The organism is Methanobrevibacter ruminantium M1 (genome assembly GCF_000024185.1).
GTDB lineage: Archaea > Methanobacteriota > Methanobacteria > Methanobacteriales > Methanobacteriaceae > Methanobrevibacter > Methanobrevibacter ruminantium.
Genome location: NC_013790.1, coordinates 1,885,931 through 1,903,844, shown reverse-complemented (window position 1 = coordinate 1,903,844; position 17,914 = coordinate 1,885,931). Strand labels below are relative to the sequence as shown.

Genomic DNA, 17,914 nt, shown 5'->3' with positions numbered 1-17,914 from the left:
TAAGTTATTTTTTTTTATTTTTTAACTAATTTTTATTTATTTCTATTATTTTGAGTTAATTTAATTTATTTATTTTATTTTTAAGCTATTTTATTTTATTAATTTTTTTATCTCTTTTTATCATTTTCAAAATCTGTTTTCTTATTTAATAGTTAACTATTAATAATATGTCAATTAAATTTATATTTATAATAATTTATTGAAATATTTAATAAACTTTAATTTAAATTCAATTCTTAATTTAAATTAATTTAAAAACTTATTATGCAATTTATTTAATTAGTTATTTGAGGAATGTTATGTTTATTAAAATTAGAAGAGACACTTTAATAATATTATTATTGGCTTTTATTTTAATTCTATGCGGTAGATTAATTATCTATGTAGCTTATGCATCCTCTGCTCAAGTCGAAGAAGGCGTACCTATTGCAGGTATTATCGTTAAGGGAAACGACATAGTTCCTATTGACAATATAAGATATAATGTTGAAAATTCAGGTTTAAGAGAAGGCAGTTATATTGATGGAGACATCCTTAAGACCTCTATACGGGAGCTGCCTGTGACTGAAGCCGAGGCAAATGCAGAGAAGTTTGTAAAAAGGTCAACAATTCCAGGTACCACTATCGCTCCAATTGCAGGAGCTGACGTTAATGTAAACAAGCAAACTGGTATCGTAACCGTTACTGTTATTGAAGATTTCTCAACTATTAATATTACAGGAAACAGTACCACATCTACTGATTTCACAGAAAACGAACCATCAAAAAGTGTTTATAATTATAGCTTAGCAGGTTAGGAGGTTAGAATTTTGAAGATTAAATTTAATAAGATAATTGGTTTAATATTTTTGGTTTTAATGCTCTTTTCAGTAATTGCTACTGTATCTGCTACTTGTAACGTAATCGTTATTACTGATCCTAGTGGAGAAGATCCTAACGGTGCTGCAGCAGGAAGTATGTCCTTTGCAAATAACATGTTCCAGTCTTCATTCATCATGTCTAAAGATGATGGATACGCCATGCTTTCAGGGGGTGAAGGTAATGGTACAGAAAGGAACTATGCGATTATTGCAGCGCTTGCAGCTATGCAGCATGGAGCCACTCCAGCATCTGCTGCCGCTTTGGCAAGTGGATTTAAGGGTATCCGTCTTGTTATTGGAGGCCCTTCAATGGGTGCAGCTATCGGTGGAGACTATAACGCTTATCTTGTTGTTGTCGACGATGCCGGAACCATTAAGGTCACCCACCACACAGGAGGAGTTGTTCAATTGCCTCAAGGTTCCAAAGGAGCTATCATTCACTTGAGAAACAGTGCAGGTAACCCTATGTATGGTACTGCAGAAAGAGTCCGAAGAGAGACTGCAGTTAATATAGGAAAAATGATTAGGGATGGTTATCCTGCCACTTATATTGTCGGTAAGGCCATGAAAGAGGTTGCCGAGGATTCAGGTGAAAAATACGGTGGGGGTGCAGTAAACCTTGTTTCCAGTATCAGTACGGGAGACATGTTTGTGCCGGATCAGGTAAACACCACCGGTTATCCGATGGATGAGAACTATTCCAAATCCTGTGAAAAATGTGGATGGGCTACAGGTTTTCCAGATGCTGAGCGATATAACGTTTGCCCATACTGTGGCAGTGAACTGACAGTGAACTCTGCTACAGATGTTCTAATTGACTCAATCACAGTTTCTAAAGATTCTGTTTCTGTTTCCGTTTATGGAAGTGATAGATTAGGACTCTCAGACATTACAAGAGAGGTCGTCAAGGCGTCAGTTAAGAAATATGGTTATAATGCTTCAACCATTGCAGGTTCACTTAACAAAGGTATTAACAATGGTTTAATCGTTGGTGTTGACTATGTAGAGCCAAGCGACTTAAACGTTAAGCCGGATGTTCGTGCTGTAGGTGTTTATTATAATCCATTGCCTAATGGCAGAAGTTCACCTGCTTGGAACTTGCCTATCAATTCAATGGTTCTAACTATTTTAGGTACCATTCAAACGGCTATTGGTTTTGTTCTGATTATGTTGGTAATCTTTAGGACACGGCTGTTAAAATCCTTTAAAGATCGTGTTTCATAAATGCTTTCAAAGCATTTATGTTATTTTTTTATTTTTTTAATAATTAATTTTACTTTTTTTTATCTTTTTCTTATTTTTGTTTTGTTTGCTTTATTTTACTTATTTTTCCATCTATTTTAGTTATTTTCATATTTTAGTTATTTTTTATCTATTAATTTTATAGTTTTTTTTTAAGCTTTCAGTTTTATTTCATCTTTAAAGATAATTTTTTAAAAAGTTAAATCACTTAATTGATAGTAATCTTTTTAAATAAAAAGAAATAAACTATTATACTGGTAAAAATGATGAATATATAAAATAATAATTCAAAAAAGTTTTTTTAATTAAATTATTTATTTAAATAAAATTTTAAGTATTTTAATTAATCATTTAATTGTAATTTATTGCTCTTTTTTGAAATTAAAGTATAAATTATTAAATTATAGTATTCTATTTTTAAACACAAACACACGTGATACTATGGCTTTGATATTAATTAGAGGAGAAAACAACGCAAAGATATTAAATGCAATTGCCGATGTAGAAAGGCATGCAAATCTGACTTTAGAAACAAAACCGAAAAAAGTGGATCCTAAATTTGCAGACAAACTAGTTGAAAATGTTTTAAAATCACCTTTAAGAACTAAATCTAAGGTTGCAACCGCTTTTCGTGTAAAGGAAGACACTACTATAGCTATTCTTCAAGTTAAAAAGATACATCCACCTGCACATATTGTTGTGGTAAGCAATACCTATGATGGCTATAGGGAATTAAGCAAAATCATAAATGAAGGCAAGGTCTTTAAAGGATATTATTCCAATAAATCAAGTTCTGGAACCCGAATGAAAGATTATAAATTAACTAAGACCTCGACTAATGAGGGTTTAAATATTTATATGTAATTTCTTTCATTAATTTTCTTTTTTTACTTGATTAAATTCTTTTTTATTAATCTTTAATTCTTTTTTTACTTATTTTAACTATTTTATCATTCTTTTCTTTTTTTTAACTTATTTTAGGTGTATTCACAGCTTTTAGAATAAAACTTTTTTCTGATTATATTTCTCTATTTAACTTATTAATGGATTATATAAAATTATGATTTAAATTAAAAATTCAATATTGATTAAAAAGTATATATAATTCAAATGCAATATATTTATATATGAACTGTGAAATTTGTGGTAAAGAAATCGAAGGAAAACCTTTAAGAACTAAAATTGATGGTTCAGTTTTATTAGTTTGTAACGATTGTGCAAAATTCGGTAGGGTCCAAAGGGACACTCCCCTTGAGAGAAAATTTGTAACTCGTGATAAGAAAGGTAGAAAAGAAGCAAATGCTAAAACTAGGCCTAAAAAGACTTATACTAGGAATGAAGAACCTATGGATGAGCTTGTAGAGGATTTTAACCTTGTTGTTAGGCAAGCTCGTGAAGCTAAAGGTTGGAAAAGAGAAGAGTTAGCTGCCAAAATCTATGAAAAGGCTTCTGTAATCAACAGAATCGAATCAGGGAAGATTTTACCTGATTTAAAATTGGCACGTAAACTTGAAAAGACCTTAAACATTAAGCTAATTGAAAAATATGATGATATGGATTTAGAAGCCTATAAGAGTTCTTCTGCTGGTCCTAATACTTTAGGAAGTATTGTTAAAATTAAAAGGAAATAAATCCTTTTATTATTCTTATTTTTTAATTTCTTTAATTTTTTCATAATATAAGCATAAAATAATTGTTTGTATTTTTTATTTATTTTTTTAAAGAATTTTAAAACTAATTTAGATAAAAATTAGAATTAATTTATTTTTCTTACAAAAATTAAGAAAATTATATATATAACAATTGATAAATTATTCTATTGTCTACGAATTTATTTTAAAAATTTTATAAATTTTTAATTAACTGTGTTATTTAATAAATTGTCTAATTTAAATTTTAATTTTGGACTAAAATTTAGTAAACTATTTAAAAGACAAAGTTTAATTAAATTGTAGTATGTATTTATAGAATTTTTTCTAAAATATGTAAAATAAAGAAATATTAGTTTTTAATAGCTTATTTCTTTTTAAAGTTGCAAAATAAAGAAATAGAATTTCTATTTCTTTTTAAAGTTGTAAAATAAAAAATAAATAATTCTTATGAATTATTCATTTAGTTGTAAAATATAAAAGATAAAATCTTAACAATCAAATTTATAATGTAATTAATTAAAAGGAGGAGTTATATGGATGATTCTCCAAATGAAGTTCCTGAATTAAATCGCCCAACTAAAATAGATAATATAGAAGAGCCTAAAACAGTTGACGAGCTTCAAAAGGAACTTGATTTACTTAAAGCTGAAAACCAAAAAACCAAACGCAATCTTATGTGGAAGGTTAGGAAACTTGAAAAAGACAAGATTCTAACTGAAAATGAAAAAATACGTTTGGAAAGAGAGTTAAAATCATTAAGAGGTGAAGTTGAAAGATTCAGATCACCGCCTCTTGTTATCGCAACTATCACTGAAATCATTGACGATTCCAGAATGACTGTAAAAAGCAGTACCGGACCTAGTTTCCTAATCAATTATTCTAAATTCCTTGATGAAGACCTATTGAAGCCAGGTTCAAGGGTTGCACTTAATCAACAGACCTTTGGCGTTGTGGAAGTTTTGCCTTCCGAAAAGGATGCAAATGTATCTGGTATGGAAATTGAAGCCAAACCTGATGTTACCTATGATATGATCGGTGGTTTGGATGAACAGATTATAGAAGTTAAGGAAACTGTTGAATTACCTTTAAAACATCCAGAATTATTCGAAAAGGTTGGTATCGACCCACCGAAAGGTATCTTATTATACGGACCACCTGGAACCGGTAAGACCTTGCTTGCTAAGGCAGTAGCTAATGAGACAAACGCAACTTTCATTAAGGTTGTCGCTTCTGAATTCGTTAAGAAGTACATTGGTGAAGGGGCAAGAATGGTTAGGGAAGTGTTTGAGCTTGCAAAGGAAAAGGCTCCAAGTATCATCTTCATTGACGAGCTTGATGCAGTTGCAGCACAAAGGCTTAAAAGTTCCACAAGTGGTGATAGGGAAGTTCAAAGAACTCTTATGCAGCTTTTGGCTGAATTGGACGGTTTTGAATCACGTGGAGATATTGGAATCATTGGTGCAACCAACAGGCCGGATATCTTAGACCCTGCTTTGCTTAGACCTGGAAGATTTGACAGATTCATTGAAGTTCCAGCTCCAAATGAAGATGGAAGACGTGAAATCCTTAAGATCCATACTAAAAAGATGAATATAGATCCTGAAGTTAGAATGAGTGAGTTGGTTGAGCTTACCGAAGGATTATCTGGTGCAGATTTAAAGGCTATCTGTACAGAGGCAGGTATGTTTGCTATCCGTGAGGAAAGAGACCATATCATTAAGGCAGACTTTGAGGATGCTATCAATAAGATTATGGGTAAAAACAAGACAGGTACCTTAGATGATAATGGCGGAGTAATGTTTGGATAGTTCTCCAACTTGCTCTAAAATTTCATTTTCTTTATTTTTTTTTTAAAAAAAGATTATTTTTACCTTCTTTTAAATTTTTTTAGTTCTTAATTTCTTAACTTAAAGTTTAAACTTTTTAACTTCTTATATTTTAACTTTTTAAATTTTTATTTTTTTTTTATTTAATTTTAACTTTTAGATTCACTATCTTTAATTCATTAAATGGCCTGTGATGAACCCTATGAGCTCTGATATGTGATGAATGATGGGCGATCTGAGGCCATTTTATTCTTATTTTACTATTTTTGTCTAAGAATTATATTATTTTTTTGTTTTGCTTGATTTTAATTTTATAGAATTTTTAGCTTTTAGATATTCTTTTTTAATATTATATATTTCTCTAATTCTTTTTAGCTTTTAGATATTCTTTTTTAATATTAAATATTTCTCTAATTTTTAGTTTCGTTATATTTTATATATTAATTCAGTTAAGTTTTATAGATTTATTCATTTTATTCTTAATTTATTAAACAATTATAAAGTTTAAATATTTTTTATTATATAAATATAAGTATAGTTTGAGGAGGTTATATTTTGACAAATCGATTTGAAGAAGAAAATTTTCTTGAACTTCAAGAGGATATAAAGTTTCTTATTAACTCTGAAATTCGTTTAAAAATTTTAGGCTGCTTGTATAATTCCTCTGCTTCAATAAAACAGATAGAAGCAATTACAAATTATAGTTACAGTTCAATTCTTGACAATATCAATAAGCTGGAGCAAAAAAAGTTTATTTATAGCATAGAGGATAAATTTTATTTATATAATAAAACAAGGCTGAAATTAAACAGCATTCTCTATTTTAACAAATCAGCCACATTTTTAAGAGAGAATTCTGATTTCTTAAATCAGTCTCTTATAGATATTAACTCTGAAGCTATAAAGGATTTATCTGCTCTTGAAGGCTCTAGACTAATTGAATCTAATAATATTGATTTATTTAAATCTACTGAAATCTTTCAACGTTCTTTAATGGGATTTAAATTTTTAAAAGGTATCTTCCCTTATTTCCATCCACGACATGATGATATTATTAGCTATTGGATAGACAATGATTGCACTGTTGAATTAATACTTCCTGATGAGGTTTCAGAGGCTGTAAAGAATTTCATTATTGATTATGTTCCAAAAAGCCCTGGAATTAAGAATAGATTTGTCAAATTAAAACCTAACGACCATAACATTCAATTGGCTTTTACAGTGTCTGATAAGTGTTTTGTTTTGGCTTTATATACTAAATCTGGCCAGTTTAATCAAAATGCAGTGCTGGTTTCAACTAATCCTGAAGCTATCACCTTTGGATTAAAGCTTTTTGAGGAATATGAAGAATTATGCGGAGATTATGTTTCACTAGAGAATCTTATTTATCCTAATGGAAGGGAGGATGATTATTAGTGAAGAACTTTTTGAAGGAATTTGCGATTTGGACGATTTTAACCTATTGAAATTTGTTATCAGCTCTGAGCTACGATTGAAAATATTGTTTAGCCTATATGAATCCAGCAAATCAATTAAGGAGCTGGAGTCTGAGATTAATAGAAAATCCGGCAATATTTCCAGAGGTTTAAATGAATTAAAATCCTGTAAATTAATTACAAAGCTTCCAAATAAATTGTTTGCCATATCATCTACTGGATTTTTGGTTGCAAAGAATCTGGAAAATCTAATGGATAATATGGGATCTATTGAGTCTAATGGAGAATTTTGGGAAAATCATTCCATCAAATCAATTCCTAACAAATTTCTAAAGGAATTATCCATCTTTAATAACTCTACATTAGTTAAATCAACCATTACAGATTTTGCCAAGCCTATTAATCTATACTTGGAAAACATTAAAAAGTCTACATATATCTGCATGATATTGCCTGTATTTTCTAAAATCTTCAATGATGCCGTTAATGACGCTATAATCGAACATGATGGCTATTTGGATTTGGTGACTACAAAGAACATTTATGATTTGTCAATTAAATCAGACTCTGACAATAAGATTAAGTCCTTGGTGAGAGATAAGAAGATCAAGTTTTATATTGTGGATGACCTTCCAAATATCTTCTTTACAGTTTCAGATCAGTTTGCTTCATTATACCTTTTCTTTGATGATGTTGTATTTGACAATTCTGAAATGCTTTTATTGGAAGACGATTTAAATTTAAATGATGCCTATAGATTCTATAGGTTCTTTAAGAATGAAATTTTAAAATAATTTTTTTCATTCACTTTTTTATCTTAATTTTTTTATTTCATTCACTTTTTTTTAGCTATTTTTTTATCTTAATTTTTTTTTATTTCATTCACTTTTTTATTTTTTTATCTATTTATCTAAATTTTTTATTTCTCAGTTATTTTTTCTTTTTTTTATTTTCGAACTTTTTGTTTTTTAGTTTACTATCTTATTTTTTCTCATTTTTATCATTTAGTTCTTTATTTTTTATTTATTTAAATATATATCTTTATTTTTATTTTTTAAACAATTTTAATAATTTTCAATCCTCAATTTTTAAATAATTTTATCACCAACTTGAATTTTTATCACTAACTTGTTTTTTTATCAAGACTTTGTTTTTGATTTTCATTTTCATTATTTTTCTTGTTTAGTATAATTTTTCCCTATCATTTTCATTTTTTTGGGTTAAGTTTTGATTTTTATTTTTGGTTTTGAATTTTTTTGTTTTGTTTGATTTTTTTGTATCTTTTTTATTTTTTTGGGTTAAGTTTTGATTTTTATTTTTGGTTTTGAATTTTTTTGTTTTATTAAATTTTTTTAATTAAATATTGTTTTTTCGGATTGGATTGAAATTGACATCATGAAAATCAAAAATTATCATAAACTCTTATTTTTCTTAATAAGTCACTATTTTAGCATTAATTTGAATTTAATCTACAAATAAATAGTAAATTTTATATATAGTTTATTCTAAATCTTTATTTAGAAAGTATTTATATAAAATCTATTTTTTTCTAAAATAAATCAATTTAATATTGTATTTTTAGGAAATCACTGTTTTAAATAGGTTTTAAATCTTTATTTTTTAAAGATTTCACTGTTTTTTATAATTTAAAACATCTTTATTTTCTTGTTTTTAGAAAACAATGAATAGATTTTTTTTAAATATTTTTATATTTTTGAGGTGTTAAAATGGCAACTTTTAAAGGATTTGCAATGAAAAGACTCAATGAAATCGGTTGGGTAGAAAAAGAAGTACCTGAATGTGGACCTATGGACGCTATTATTAAACCAACTTGTGTATCTCCATGTACTTCCGATATTCACACAGTATGGGAAGGTGCAATCGGTGACAGAAGAGACATGATCTTAGGTCACGAAGCTGTTGGTGAAGTAGTTGAAGTAGGTAGCATGGTCAAAAAATTCAAACCTGGCGACCGTGTAATTGTTCCAGCTATCACCCCTGACTGGGACGATGAAGCAGCTCAAAGAGGATTCCCTTCACAAACAACCGAACCTCTCGGTGGTTGGAAGTTCTCCAACTTCAAAGACGGGGTATTCGGTGAAAGATTCCACGTAAACATGGCTGACGCAAACTTAACCTTCATCCCTGACGGATTATCCGACGAAGGTGCATGTATGTTAACCGACATGTGGTCCACTGGTATGATGGGATCCGAAAACGCTAACATTCCATTAGGTGGAACTGTACTTGTTATTGGTATTGGTGCAGTAGGTCTTTCTGCTATTGCTGGTGCTAAATGTTTAGGTGCAGGTAGATTATTCGCTGCAGGTACCCGTCCTATTTCTGTCGAAGTTGCTAAAAAATACGGTGCAACCGACATAATCAACTACAAAAACGGACCTATCGATGAACAAGTAAGAGAACTTACCGATGGTGCAGGTGTAGACTCTGTAGTTATTGCAGGTGGTAACTTAGAAAACACATGGGCTGAAGCAATTAAATCTGCAAAAGCAGGAGGAACTGTATCCAATGTAAACTACTTAAGTGGTGCTGACAATGTATTAATCCCACGTGTAGAATGGGGTTGCGGTATGTCAAACATCAACATTACAAACGGATTATGTCCTGGTGGAGCAGTAAGAATGGAAAGACTTGCTGATCTTGCATTATGCGGCAGACAAGACCCTGAATTATTAGTTACCCACAAATTCAAAGGTCTTGAAAAAATCGAAGATGCATTGCTCTTGATGAAAGACAAACCTAAAGACTTAATTAAACCTGTTGTAATGTTAGACATCGACTAAGTCTGTTGATTAAGTTGAACTTTAATTAAAGTAATGGATTCTATCCATTACTTTTTTTTTAAAACTTTTCAGATGTTTATAATATTAATTGCTAAGTTTTAGATTTTTAGCATGTTTGTAATTTAGCAAAGTTTTTGCATATGTGTTTATAAAAATGAAATTAAATTTTCAGGTGGAAAAAAATGAAAGTAGCGGTTATTGGTGGAACTGGTCCACAAGGTTTAGGAATTGCAAAAAGATTCGCTATTGAAGGTGTTGAAGTTATTGTAGGCTCTCGTAAGGAAGAAAAAGCTTTAACAATAGTGGAAGAAACAATTGAAGAACTTAAAGATTATGATTTAAATATTGTAGGTATGGCTAATGAAGATGCAGCAAAAGAAGGAGATATTTTAATTTTAACTGTACCATTAGCAGCACAAAAACCTACTCTTGAAGGAATTAAGGAATTTTGTACTGATAAAATTGTATTGGATGCAACCGTCCCTCTTGAAACAGCTATTGGTGGCAAACCATTCCGTTTCATTGACTTAATGGAAGGTTCAGCAGCAGAAAGAACTGCAAAAATATTGGATGGAACAGGTGCAAAGGTAATCTGTGCATTCTGTAACATTAGTAATTCTCATTTATCCAATATTCCAAATGAAATCGATTGTGACTGTTTAATTGCAGGAGATGATAAAGAAGCAAAAGAAATCGCTACCGAACTTATTAATAAACTTCCTGGAGTTAAAGCAATCGACACTGGAATTTTAGAAAAATCAAGAATTATTGAAAAGATCACTCCATTATTAATCGGATTAAACATTAAGTATAGATCCCATTATGGTGGTCTCAGAATTACTGGAATTCCTCAATTTGAAGATTAAACAGTATTTGCTGTCTGTTCATCTAAAGTTTTTTGAAAGATTAGATATTTTTTCTTTTAAAATTTAATGAGATTTTTTAAAGATTAGATATTTTGTTCTCGACCTAAGTTAAATATTTAGAAAATTATTTTCACCTCTTATTTATAATTTTCTAATATTTAACTTAAATAGGATATTCTCTAGTATATCCTCTTTTATTTTCTCCTTTATTCCGATATTTATTTATCTATAAAAAAATAAATATCTATTTATCCAATGCTACGGATAGTCTCTTAACTAAATTAAGCGGTGATTTTATGATATTTGTTTTAGCAAAAGCAATACCTAAAGATGAAGAAGCTTGTGAAAAAATTGTAGAATTTGCACAAGACTTGATTGAAAATTCAAGAAAAGAAGATGGAAACATCGACTATAACTTATATTCCAACACTTGTGATGGAACCTTGTTGTTTGTTGAACAATGGGAATCCAAAGAAATATTAGGAGCTCATTTACAAACTGAACATTTCCTCACCTTTGGAAAAAATATAGCAGATTTAGTTGCAGCTGAACTTGACATTGCTGTTTACGAAGCGGAAGCAACTGATCTTTAAGCTAAACTTTTTTTTAATTTATTTTTCTTTTTTTATTTTTTATTCTATTTTTAATTATCCTGTCTCTTTTTTGAATAAATCTGCTATTTTTCTGAATAAATCTGCATTTTATGAATTATGTGCATTTTTTGAATTAATGTGCTATTTTTCTGAATAAATCTGCTATTTATGAATTAATGTGCTATTTTTTGAATTAAATAGACTCTTAATTAAACTTATTTAATATATTGCGAACATATCTGCATAAACTATATTATAAATAAAAAATATAAATATAAACTAATGTTTGGTAAAGATAAAAAAGAGAACTCTAATGAAAAAGTGTTGTATGAAGGGCAACCAAATTTGATAGTTTATTCAAAGAGCATATTCATTGCAGTGATTTTACTTGGATTTCTATTTTTCCTCTATTCAACTGGAATTCAATATATTGGAAACATGCAAGTCTATATGATAGAATCAACCAAATTGCCATTGACTCGCTATTTTGCAATTGCAGTCTTTGTTATAATAATGGTTGTAATCCTATATATCATAATAAAATTCCTTTCTTGGACTTCAATAAAGTATACAATTACTGAAAGCAGAGTTATCGTTGAAAAGGGCATTATATTTAATAAGAAGAATTACATGCCTTTTAACACTATTCAGGATGTAAGTCGTTCTCAAAGCATTTTAGGAAAAGCATTCTCAGTAGGCACAATTACCTTATACAGTGCCTATGACGGCAAGGACATGTCATTAAAGGATGTCTCAAACCCTAAAAAGATTGAAGATTTAATTTTTGAGAATATGAGGACAACTCATCTAAGGTCACATAACTTATATGACGATTCCTATGGCAATCCATATAATAACAGTTATAATAACCATAACAACCATTGGGGATATGACAATTATGGTGATTCCTATCAAAATAGGGACTTTAAGCCAATAAGGCCTAACTCTGATGAAAAGGTTCATTATAATCGTATGGAAGATCTTGATGACCTTGAATTGGTTGATGTAAAGGAGAGAAAACGAAATCTTAGAGAAATAAGGCGAAAAGCTAAGAATTCCAGAGGAAATAATTATAATAATCAGCCGATTGATGGTCCGAGTAACAATTATAATAGAAATTCCAATTATGACCCTAACTATAACAGGAACTCTAATTATAAGCAGAATCCTAATTATAATAATCGCAACAACTATGATGATTTTGGCTATGATGATTATGAATCTGGCTATAATCAAAGATCCAAAAGAGCCCCTCAAGGCAATAGGGGCTATTCAAAAAGGAATGCAAATCAATACAGAGACGATTCAAGAGCAAATCATCAACATAGAGAAACAATTAGAGAATCCTATCAAAGAAATCCAAATAAGTATTTTGCACAAAATTATGAGAAATTCCATCAAGATAATCTAGAAGCTCAAAATAGGGGTGGAGAAAGTTTTAATGAAATGAACCCTCTTGATTCTAATGATTATTATGGTATGGATGACGATTTTATCTCCGATGAGGAATTTGATAGCACTATAAATAAGGCTATGGAAAATATTGGAGACAATATTAAATTTAAGCCCAACAATCACTCTAGAGTAGTCAATTCTCATGAAGATTTTGATTCCAGAGTAGTTAACTCTCATGAAGACTTTGATTCTAGAATGAATGATTCTTATGATGATTTTGCTTCTGGCTCTAGACATAATACTGATTATGCTAATTCTAATCAGAATAGGCATTATAATTCTAATTATCCTGATGATAGGCAATTTAGGTCTAATCAGTCTTATGAAGGTGATTATAGACAATCTAGATCTAATCAGCCTTATGAAGGTGATTATAGACAATCAAGACCTAATCGGTCCTATGATGATGGTTATGGTCATTCTGGATCTAATCCAAACTATAATAACTCTTATGATCAATCCAATTATGGCTATGATGATTATAGACAATCAAACAATCCTCCAAGATTAAATAAACAGTCTTCAAGTGATAATTATCATAAATCCAATAATAGAAACAGGTCATCTAATTATAGAAATAGAAGCTATAACAATCAGGAAAATTATAACTCCTATAATGATATGGAAGATAATTCTAATAATTATGAAGAGTCAGATAAAAAGGGCAAGAAAAAGAAAAAGAATAAAGATTCCAATGACTTGCTTGAAAAGCATTCAAGGAAATTTAGAAGGTCTTAATTTTATTAATTTTTATTCAATTTCTTTTAAATTTTCTATTTAGTCCTATAATTTTTTTATTTAGTTTTTAAGGCAATTTTTTATTTAATCTTAAAAACAATTTTTTATTTAGTTTTTAAGGCAATTATTCTTTAGTCTTATAAACAATTTTTTAGTTTAAAAGCAATTTTTTTATTTAATTTTTATATGAAGGTAAAGCATGAGTTTTGATTATGATGTAGCAATTGTTGGTGCAGGACCTATAGGCTCTAGTTTAGCTTATGAACTTGCTCAAAACGGTTTAAAAGTTTGCTTAATAGATAAAAAGAAACGTATAGGTTTGCCTTTGCAATGTGCAGGAATTGTAAATAAAAGAATTTCTTCATTATGTGATATTCCAAAAGAATTAATATTAAATGAAGCTAAAGGTGCTTTCATACATTCTAAAAATCATTCATTAACTGTTTCTAAAAAGGAATCTCAAGCCTATGTTTTAGATAGGGTTGCATTTGATCAGTACTTATTTAATCGAGCAAGGGAGCATCTGGACACTTATCTATCTTCAAAGGTAGTGGATATTGATACAGAGCTTGGGATTGTCCAATTCAAATTCGATTGTGAGATTAAAACAATCCGCTCCAAGATTATTGTAGGTGCAGACGGTCCATTATCACTTTCAGCTAAAAAGGTCAATTCTAAGTTAAATTATTTTAATGCAAGCCAATATCTTGTTAAGGTTGATAAGATTGATGAAATGTCCTTTGTAGATTTATATGCTTGGGGAGATCTCTTTCCGGGATTTATCTGGGCAATTCCAGTTTATAGTAATATTTATAGGATTGGATTGTTTAGCGAAGATGACTATAAAAGCCAATCCAAGATGCTGGATGACTATCTGGAAAATGAATTTAGATATGATGAATATGAAGTTTTAGAGAAATATAAGGGTAAAATACCTATTTATGATAAAAGTAATAAATTATTTAAGAATAGGCTTATTTTAATAGGGGATGCTGCTTCTCAAGTCAAACCAACCACAGGAGGCGGAATTCTAATTGGATTAGAGTCTGTTCAATTTGCAAAAGATGCTATTTTAAATGCTTTAAATACTTTAGACTTTGATAAAATTGATTTTGATTTAGTTGGTGGTTCTGATTCAAATGAGGATGATTCTGATTTAAATGATGCTAATTATAAAGAAGAATTAAATAATTTCTTAGATGAATTGTCTAAGATTTTAGAAAACTATCAGAATGATTTTGAAAATAGATTTTCAAAAGAGTTTGAAATTCAATTTAAAGTCCAAAAATCATTATCTACCTTATCTAATGATGATTTGGATTATGTATTAACTAAATTAAAAGAAAAAGATGCTGATAAATTAATATCTGAATATGGAGATATGGACAATCAATCCAAGTTAGTTAAGGAATTCTTAAAAAGAGGCTTGATTTTTTCATTGGCTCCTAAGATTCATAAAAAGGAATTGGCTAAGATTTGGTTGTTAAATAAAGATTAAGAGTTTTGGCTTTTGCTATATTTATAAAAAAATGATGAATGACTAATAAATAATAAAATGTAAATTATTCTTATTTAAATTAAAAGATTTGAATTGACTTAAAAATACTTTTGAGGTTTAAAAAATGGATTTATTATTAATCTTATCACAAGAACATGATAAACTGCCATTGGCTGAATTAAGAGCTGTCTTGGAAACAGAAGAAATAGAAACTGAACTTGAAATGGTATGCCCTGGCTTGGTTTTATTAAAAGAGCTTGAGGAAGATGTTTTTGATGATTATTATAGATTGCTTGTTAGAAGATTAGGATATACTCATGAAGTCCATCAATTGATTAAGACAGTAGACTGCTCTGATTTGGAATCTGAAGTTAAATCAATCGATTGGTCTGAGTTTATTGATGAGAACTTTGCTGTTAGGGTAAAAAGGTTCAATAGTGAAATAGACACTGTAGACACTGAGAGAAAAATAGGAGGATATATCTTAACAAGTACTGACAATATCTCTGTAAACCTATCAAATCCAAAATCTTTTATTAGGGTTGTAGCTTATAAGAACACTATCTATTTATGTTATGGCAAATATCAATTGAATAAAAAGTATTTTGAAGAGATGAAACCTCATAAGAGGCCATTTTTCCATCCAGGATGTATGAGTCCTAAATTAGCTAGATGCATGGTAAATCTCTCAAGAGTCAAGGAAGGAGATTTGGTCTTAGATCCATTCTGTGGAACTGGGGGAATCCTTATAGAAGCAGGTCTCATAGGAGCAAAGGTTGTTGGCTGTGACATTGACTGGAGAATGAAAAATGGAACTGCAACTAACCTTGAATATGCTGGAATAACCGATTATAAAACTCATGTGGTGGATATTCGTGAAATGGAAATGTATGAAGAGGCTGATGCAGTTGTAACCGACCCACCATATGGAATTTCTACAACCACTTGTGGAGAAGGTGCTTCTGGAATATTTAAAGAATTTTTAGAATCCATTGAACACAGCATGAAAGAGGATGCACTTTTAGTGATGGCTAGTCCTGATTCATTAGACATAGATTCCCTATTTAAGGATGTAGGCTTTGTTTTATTGGAAAGGTATGCGATTAAAATGCATAGAAGCCTGACTCGTATCATTTCTGTGATAGCTAAAATTGATTAAATTATATTGAATTTTAGTTGGGTTTACTATTTATAATTAATAGTAAACAAAAAATTAAATTATTTGTAATATATAGTAAACAAAAAACTAAACTATTTGAAATATATAGTAAACAAAGAACTATAATATATAGTAAACAAAAATCTAAAATTTTCAGAATAAATGATTAATGCTATTAAAGGGAGTTTGCTAATTTTTATTAGTAAATTTTCTTTAAAATTATTGCTTTTTTAAAATTATTTTTTTGACTCTGTTAATTTCTTTTTACTTATTTTTTAAGCACTGATTTTTATGCAAACCAATAAAAACATCGAATCAATCATAGGAGACCCTAAAAAGGCCATAAATAGATTGACCTATCCCACAATCCTTTCCATGCTTTTAATGTTTGCAAATAACTTAATAGACAGCATGTGGGTTAGCGGACTGGGAGCTGAACCTCTTGCAGCTCTAGGATTCATGTCTCCATTGTATCTGGTGATTATTGGCTTTGGAAGTGGAGTTGGAGCAGGCGCAAATTCACTTATATCCCGTTTGATTGGTGCTAAGCGTTATGATGAGTCTAACAATGCTGCAATCCATAGTATTATAATAGCTCTTATCGTTTCAATCATCATTTCCATTATTGGAATGTTCTTCTTAGATGACTTGCTTGTTCTTTTTGGAGCGGGGTCTGTTTTGGATTATGCAATGGACTATGGTATGATAATCTTTCTATCAAGCATCATAATACTATTTCCAGCCATTGTTTCAAGTCTTTTCAGGGCAGAAGGGGACATTAGAAGGGCCACAGTGCCTTTAGTGGTTAATGCAATCCTAAACATTATCTTTGATCCTATTTTCATTTATATTTTTAATTGGGGAGTCAAAGGGGCTGCTATCGCTACAGTATTGTCCACACTTGTCAATCTGCTTATGATGCTATATTGGTATCTGGTAAAGAGGGATACATTCATAAAATTGAGTTTGGAGTACTTTCATAGCAAAATGGAAATTTATAAGGAGATTCTTTTTGTAAGCATCCCTGCAAGCTTGGAAGAGCTTATCTATTCTATTGTAGCTATCTGCTTTAATTATCTAATCATGATTACTGCAGGAACCATGGAAGTTGCTGTTTTCACTGTGGTGTGGCGATTTGTGTCAATCGCTTTTCTTCCATGCATTTCCATTGGAATCTCTACAATAACAGTTGCAGGCATAGCTTACGGGGCTAGAAACTATGAGAATTTTAAGACAACAATCAATTATTCGACTTTCCTAAGCTTTACAATTACATTGATAATATGCATAATATTCTTTGTATTTGCCTATCCGATTTCTGAAACCTTTAATTTCATATCTGGGGATGCTGAAATGATTAGTAGAACTGCTGAGGTCCTTAGGATAATGGTTTTCTATAATATTGTAATTCCATTTGGAGGAACTGCAGTTTATGTCTATCAAGCTATTGGCTCTGGCTTTAAGTCATTGGCCATAACAATTTTAAGGGAATTGATCTTAAGTGTATTCCTTGCTTATCTATTTGGCATTGTATTAAAAATGGGCATATTTGGTGTCTATTTAGGTGCGATAGTAGGAATGGCTATAGGTTGCTTTATTGGTTTTACATGTATAAAAATCTATCAAGGTAAGTTTAAAAAAGAATGCGAGAGTCTTAATCAGCCCGTTTAATTTATAACTTGTTTTTACTTTTTTATTTATTAAAAAAAAGAGTAGATGAACTATTTCCTTGATATTTTTTTATTTATTAAAAAAAAGAGTAGATGAACTATTTCCTTGATATTT

14 protein-coding genes are annotated in these 17,914 nt (G+C 29.8%); all 14 read left to right on the top strand.

Annotation, left to right across the window (positions count from 1 at the left end):
* The first annotated feature begins 299 nt into the window (after positions 1 to 299).
* The 14 genes from MRU_RS07255 to MRU_RS07190 all read left to right on the top strand — a co-directional run bounded on the left by MRU_RS07255 (position 300) and on the right by MRU_RS07190 (position 17,800).
* Entirely contained in the window at positions 300 to 797 is a 498-nt protein-coding gene (locus tag MRU_RS07255; RefSeq protein WP_012956251.1) for a hypothetical protein, read from the top strand.
* Positions 798 to 857: 60 nt separating this feature from the next.
* Positions 858 to 2,084, top strand: coding sequence for a hypothetical protein (locus tag MRU_RS07250; protein ID WP_012956250.1), 1,227 nt, complete (start codon positions 858 to 860; stop codon positions 2,082 to 2,084).
* 459 nt (positions 2,085 to 2,543) lie between these two features.
* A complete protein-coding gene (locus MRU_RS07245; protein ID WP_012956249.1) occupies positions 2,544 to 2,966 on the top strand; it encodes a DUF356 domain-containing protein in 423 nt (140 codons plus the stop codon).
* 263 nt (positions 2,967 to 3,229) lie between these two features.
* Positions 3,230 to 3,733: a multiprotein bridging factor aMBF1 gene (locus tag MRU_RS07240; protein ID WP_012956248.1), complete on the top strand. Its 504-nt coding sequence runs from the start codon at positions 3,230 to 3,232 to the stop codon at positions 3,731 to 3,733.
* A 554-nt stretch (positions 3,734 to 4,287) separates the two neighbouring features.
* Positions 4,288 to 5,562, top strand: a complete 1,275-nt coding sequence (locus MRU_RS07235) for a proteasome-activating nucleotidase (RefSeq protein ID WP_012956247.1) — start codon at positions 4,288 to 4,290, stop codon at positions 5,560 to 5,562.
* A 573-nt stretch (positions 5,563 to 6,135) separates the two neighbouring features.
* Positions 6,136 to 6,996, top strand: a complete 861-nt coding sequence (locus MRU_RS07230) for a helix-turn-helix transcriptional regulator (protein ID WP_012956246.1) — start codon at positions 6,136 to 6,138, stop codon at positions 6,994 to 6,996.
* Positions 6,986 to 7,810: a helix-turn-helix transcriptional regulator gene (locus MRU_RS07225; RefSeq protein ID WP_012956245.1), complete on the top strand. Its 825-nt coding sequence runs from the start codon at positions 6,986 to 6,988 to the stop codon at positions 7,808 to 7,810. Before MRU_RS07230 ends, MRU_RS07225 begins: the two co-directional genes overlap by 11 nt.
* A gap of 933 nt (positions 7,811 to 8,743) precedes the next feature.
* On the top strand, positions 8,744 to 9,820 hold the full coding sequence (locus MRU_RS07220) for an NAD(P)-dependent alcohol dehydrogenase (protein ID WP_012956244.1): 1,077 nt from the start codon (positions 8,744 to 8,746) through the stop codon (positions 9,818 to 9,820).
* Positions 9,821 to 10,002: 182 nt separating this feature from the next.
* Positions 10,003 to 10,686, top strand: coding sequence for an NADPH-dependent F420 reductase (gene npdG / locus MRU_RS07215; protein ID WP_012956243.1), 684 nt, complete (start codon positions 10,003 to 10,005; stop codon positions 10,684 to 10,686).
* Between the two features lie 296 nt (positions 10,687 to 10,982).
* Entirely contained in the window at positions 10,983 to 11,279 is a 297-nt protein-coding gene (locus tag MRU_RS07210; protein ID WP_012956242.1) for a putative quinol monooxygenase, read from the top strand.
* A gap of 345 nt (positions 11,280 to 11,624) precedes the next feature.
* Positions 11,625 to 13,472, top strand: a complete 1,848-nt coding sequence (locus tag MRU_RS07205; protein WP_171776168.1) for a PH domain-containing protein — start codon at positions 11,625 to 11,627, stop codon at positions 13,470 to 13,472.
* Between the two features lie 199 nt (positions 13,473 to 13,671).
* Entirely contained in the window at positions 13,672 to 14,970 is a 1,299-nt protein-coding gene (locus MRU_RS07200) for a geranylgeranyl reductase family protein (RefSeq protein WP_012956240.1), read from the top strand.
* A 124-nt stretch (positions 14,971 to 15,094) separates the two neighbouring features.
* Positions 15,095 to 16,129, top strand: a complete 1,035-nt coding sequence (locus tag MRU_RS07195) for a TIGR01177 family methyltransferase (RefSeq protein ID WP_012956239.1) — start codon at positions 15,095 to 15,097, stop codon at positions 16,127 to 16,129.
* A 291-nt stretch (positions 16,130 to 16,420) separates the two neighbouring features.
* Complete coding sequence (locus MRU_RS07190) at positions 16,421 to 17,800, top strand: MATE family efflux transporter (RefSeq protein WP_012956238.1); 1,380 nt, start codon at positions 16,421 to 16,423, stop codon at positions 17,798 to 17,800.
* Positions 17,801 to 17,914: the final 114 nt, after the last annotated feature.

Excerpts from the sequence above, each read along its gene's own strand:
- MRU_RS07200 (WP_012956240.1), top strand. The coding sequence starts at position 13,672 with ATGAGTTTTGATTATGATGTAGCAATTGTTGGTGCAGGACCTATAGGC.
- MRU_RS07250 (WP_012956250.1), top strand. The coding sequence starts at position 858 with ATGCTCTTTTCAGTAATTGCTACTGTATCTGCTACTTGTAACGTAATC.
- MRU_RS07225 (WP_012956245.1), top strand. The coding sequence starts at position 6,986 with ATGATTATTAGTGAAGAACTTTTTGAAGGAATTTGCGATTTGGACGAT.
- MRU_RS07235 (WP_012956247.1), top strand. The coding sequence starts at position 4,288 with ATGGATGATTCTCCAAATGAAGTTCCTGAATTAAATCGCCCAACTAAA.
- MRU_RS07210 (WP_012956242.1), top strand. The coding sequence starts at position 10,983 with ATGATATTTGTTTTAGCAAAAGCAATACCTAAAGATGAAGAAGCTTGT.
- MRU_RS07195 (WP_012956239.1), top strand. The coding sequence starts at position 15,095 with ATGGATTTATTATTAATCTTATCACAAGAACATGATAAACTGCCATTG.
- MRU_RS07245 (WP_012956249.1), top strand. The coding sequence starts at position 2,544 with ATGGCTTTGATATTAATTAGAGGAGAAAACAACGCAAAGATATTAAAT.
- MRU_RS07255 (WP_012956251.1), top strand. The coding sequence starts at position 300 with ATGTTTATTAAAATTAGAAGAGACACTTTAATAATATTATTATTGGCT.
- npdG (WP_012956243.1), top strand. The coding sequence starts at position 10,003 with ATGAAAGTAGCGGTTATTGGTGGAACTGGTCCACAAGGTTTAGGAATT.
- MRU_RS07220 (WP_012956244.1), top strand. The coding sequence starts at position 8,744 with ATGGCAACTTTTAAAGGATTTGCAATGAAAAGACTCAATGAAATCGGT.
- MRU_RS07240 (WP_012956248.1), top strand. The coding sequence starts at position 3,230 with ATGAACTGTGAAATTTGTGGTAAAGAAATCGAAGGAAAACCTTTAAGA.
- MRU_RS07190 (WP_012956238.1), top strand. The coding sequence starts at position 16,421 with ATGCAAACCAATAAAAACATCGAATCAATCATAGGAGACCCTAAAAAG.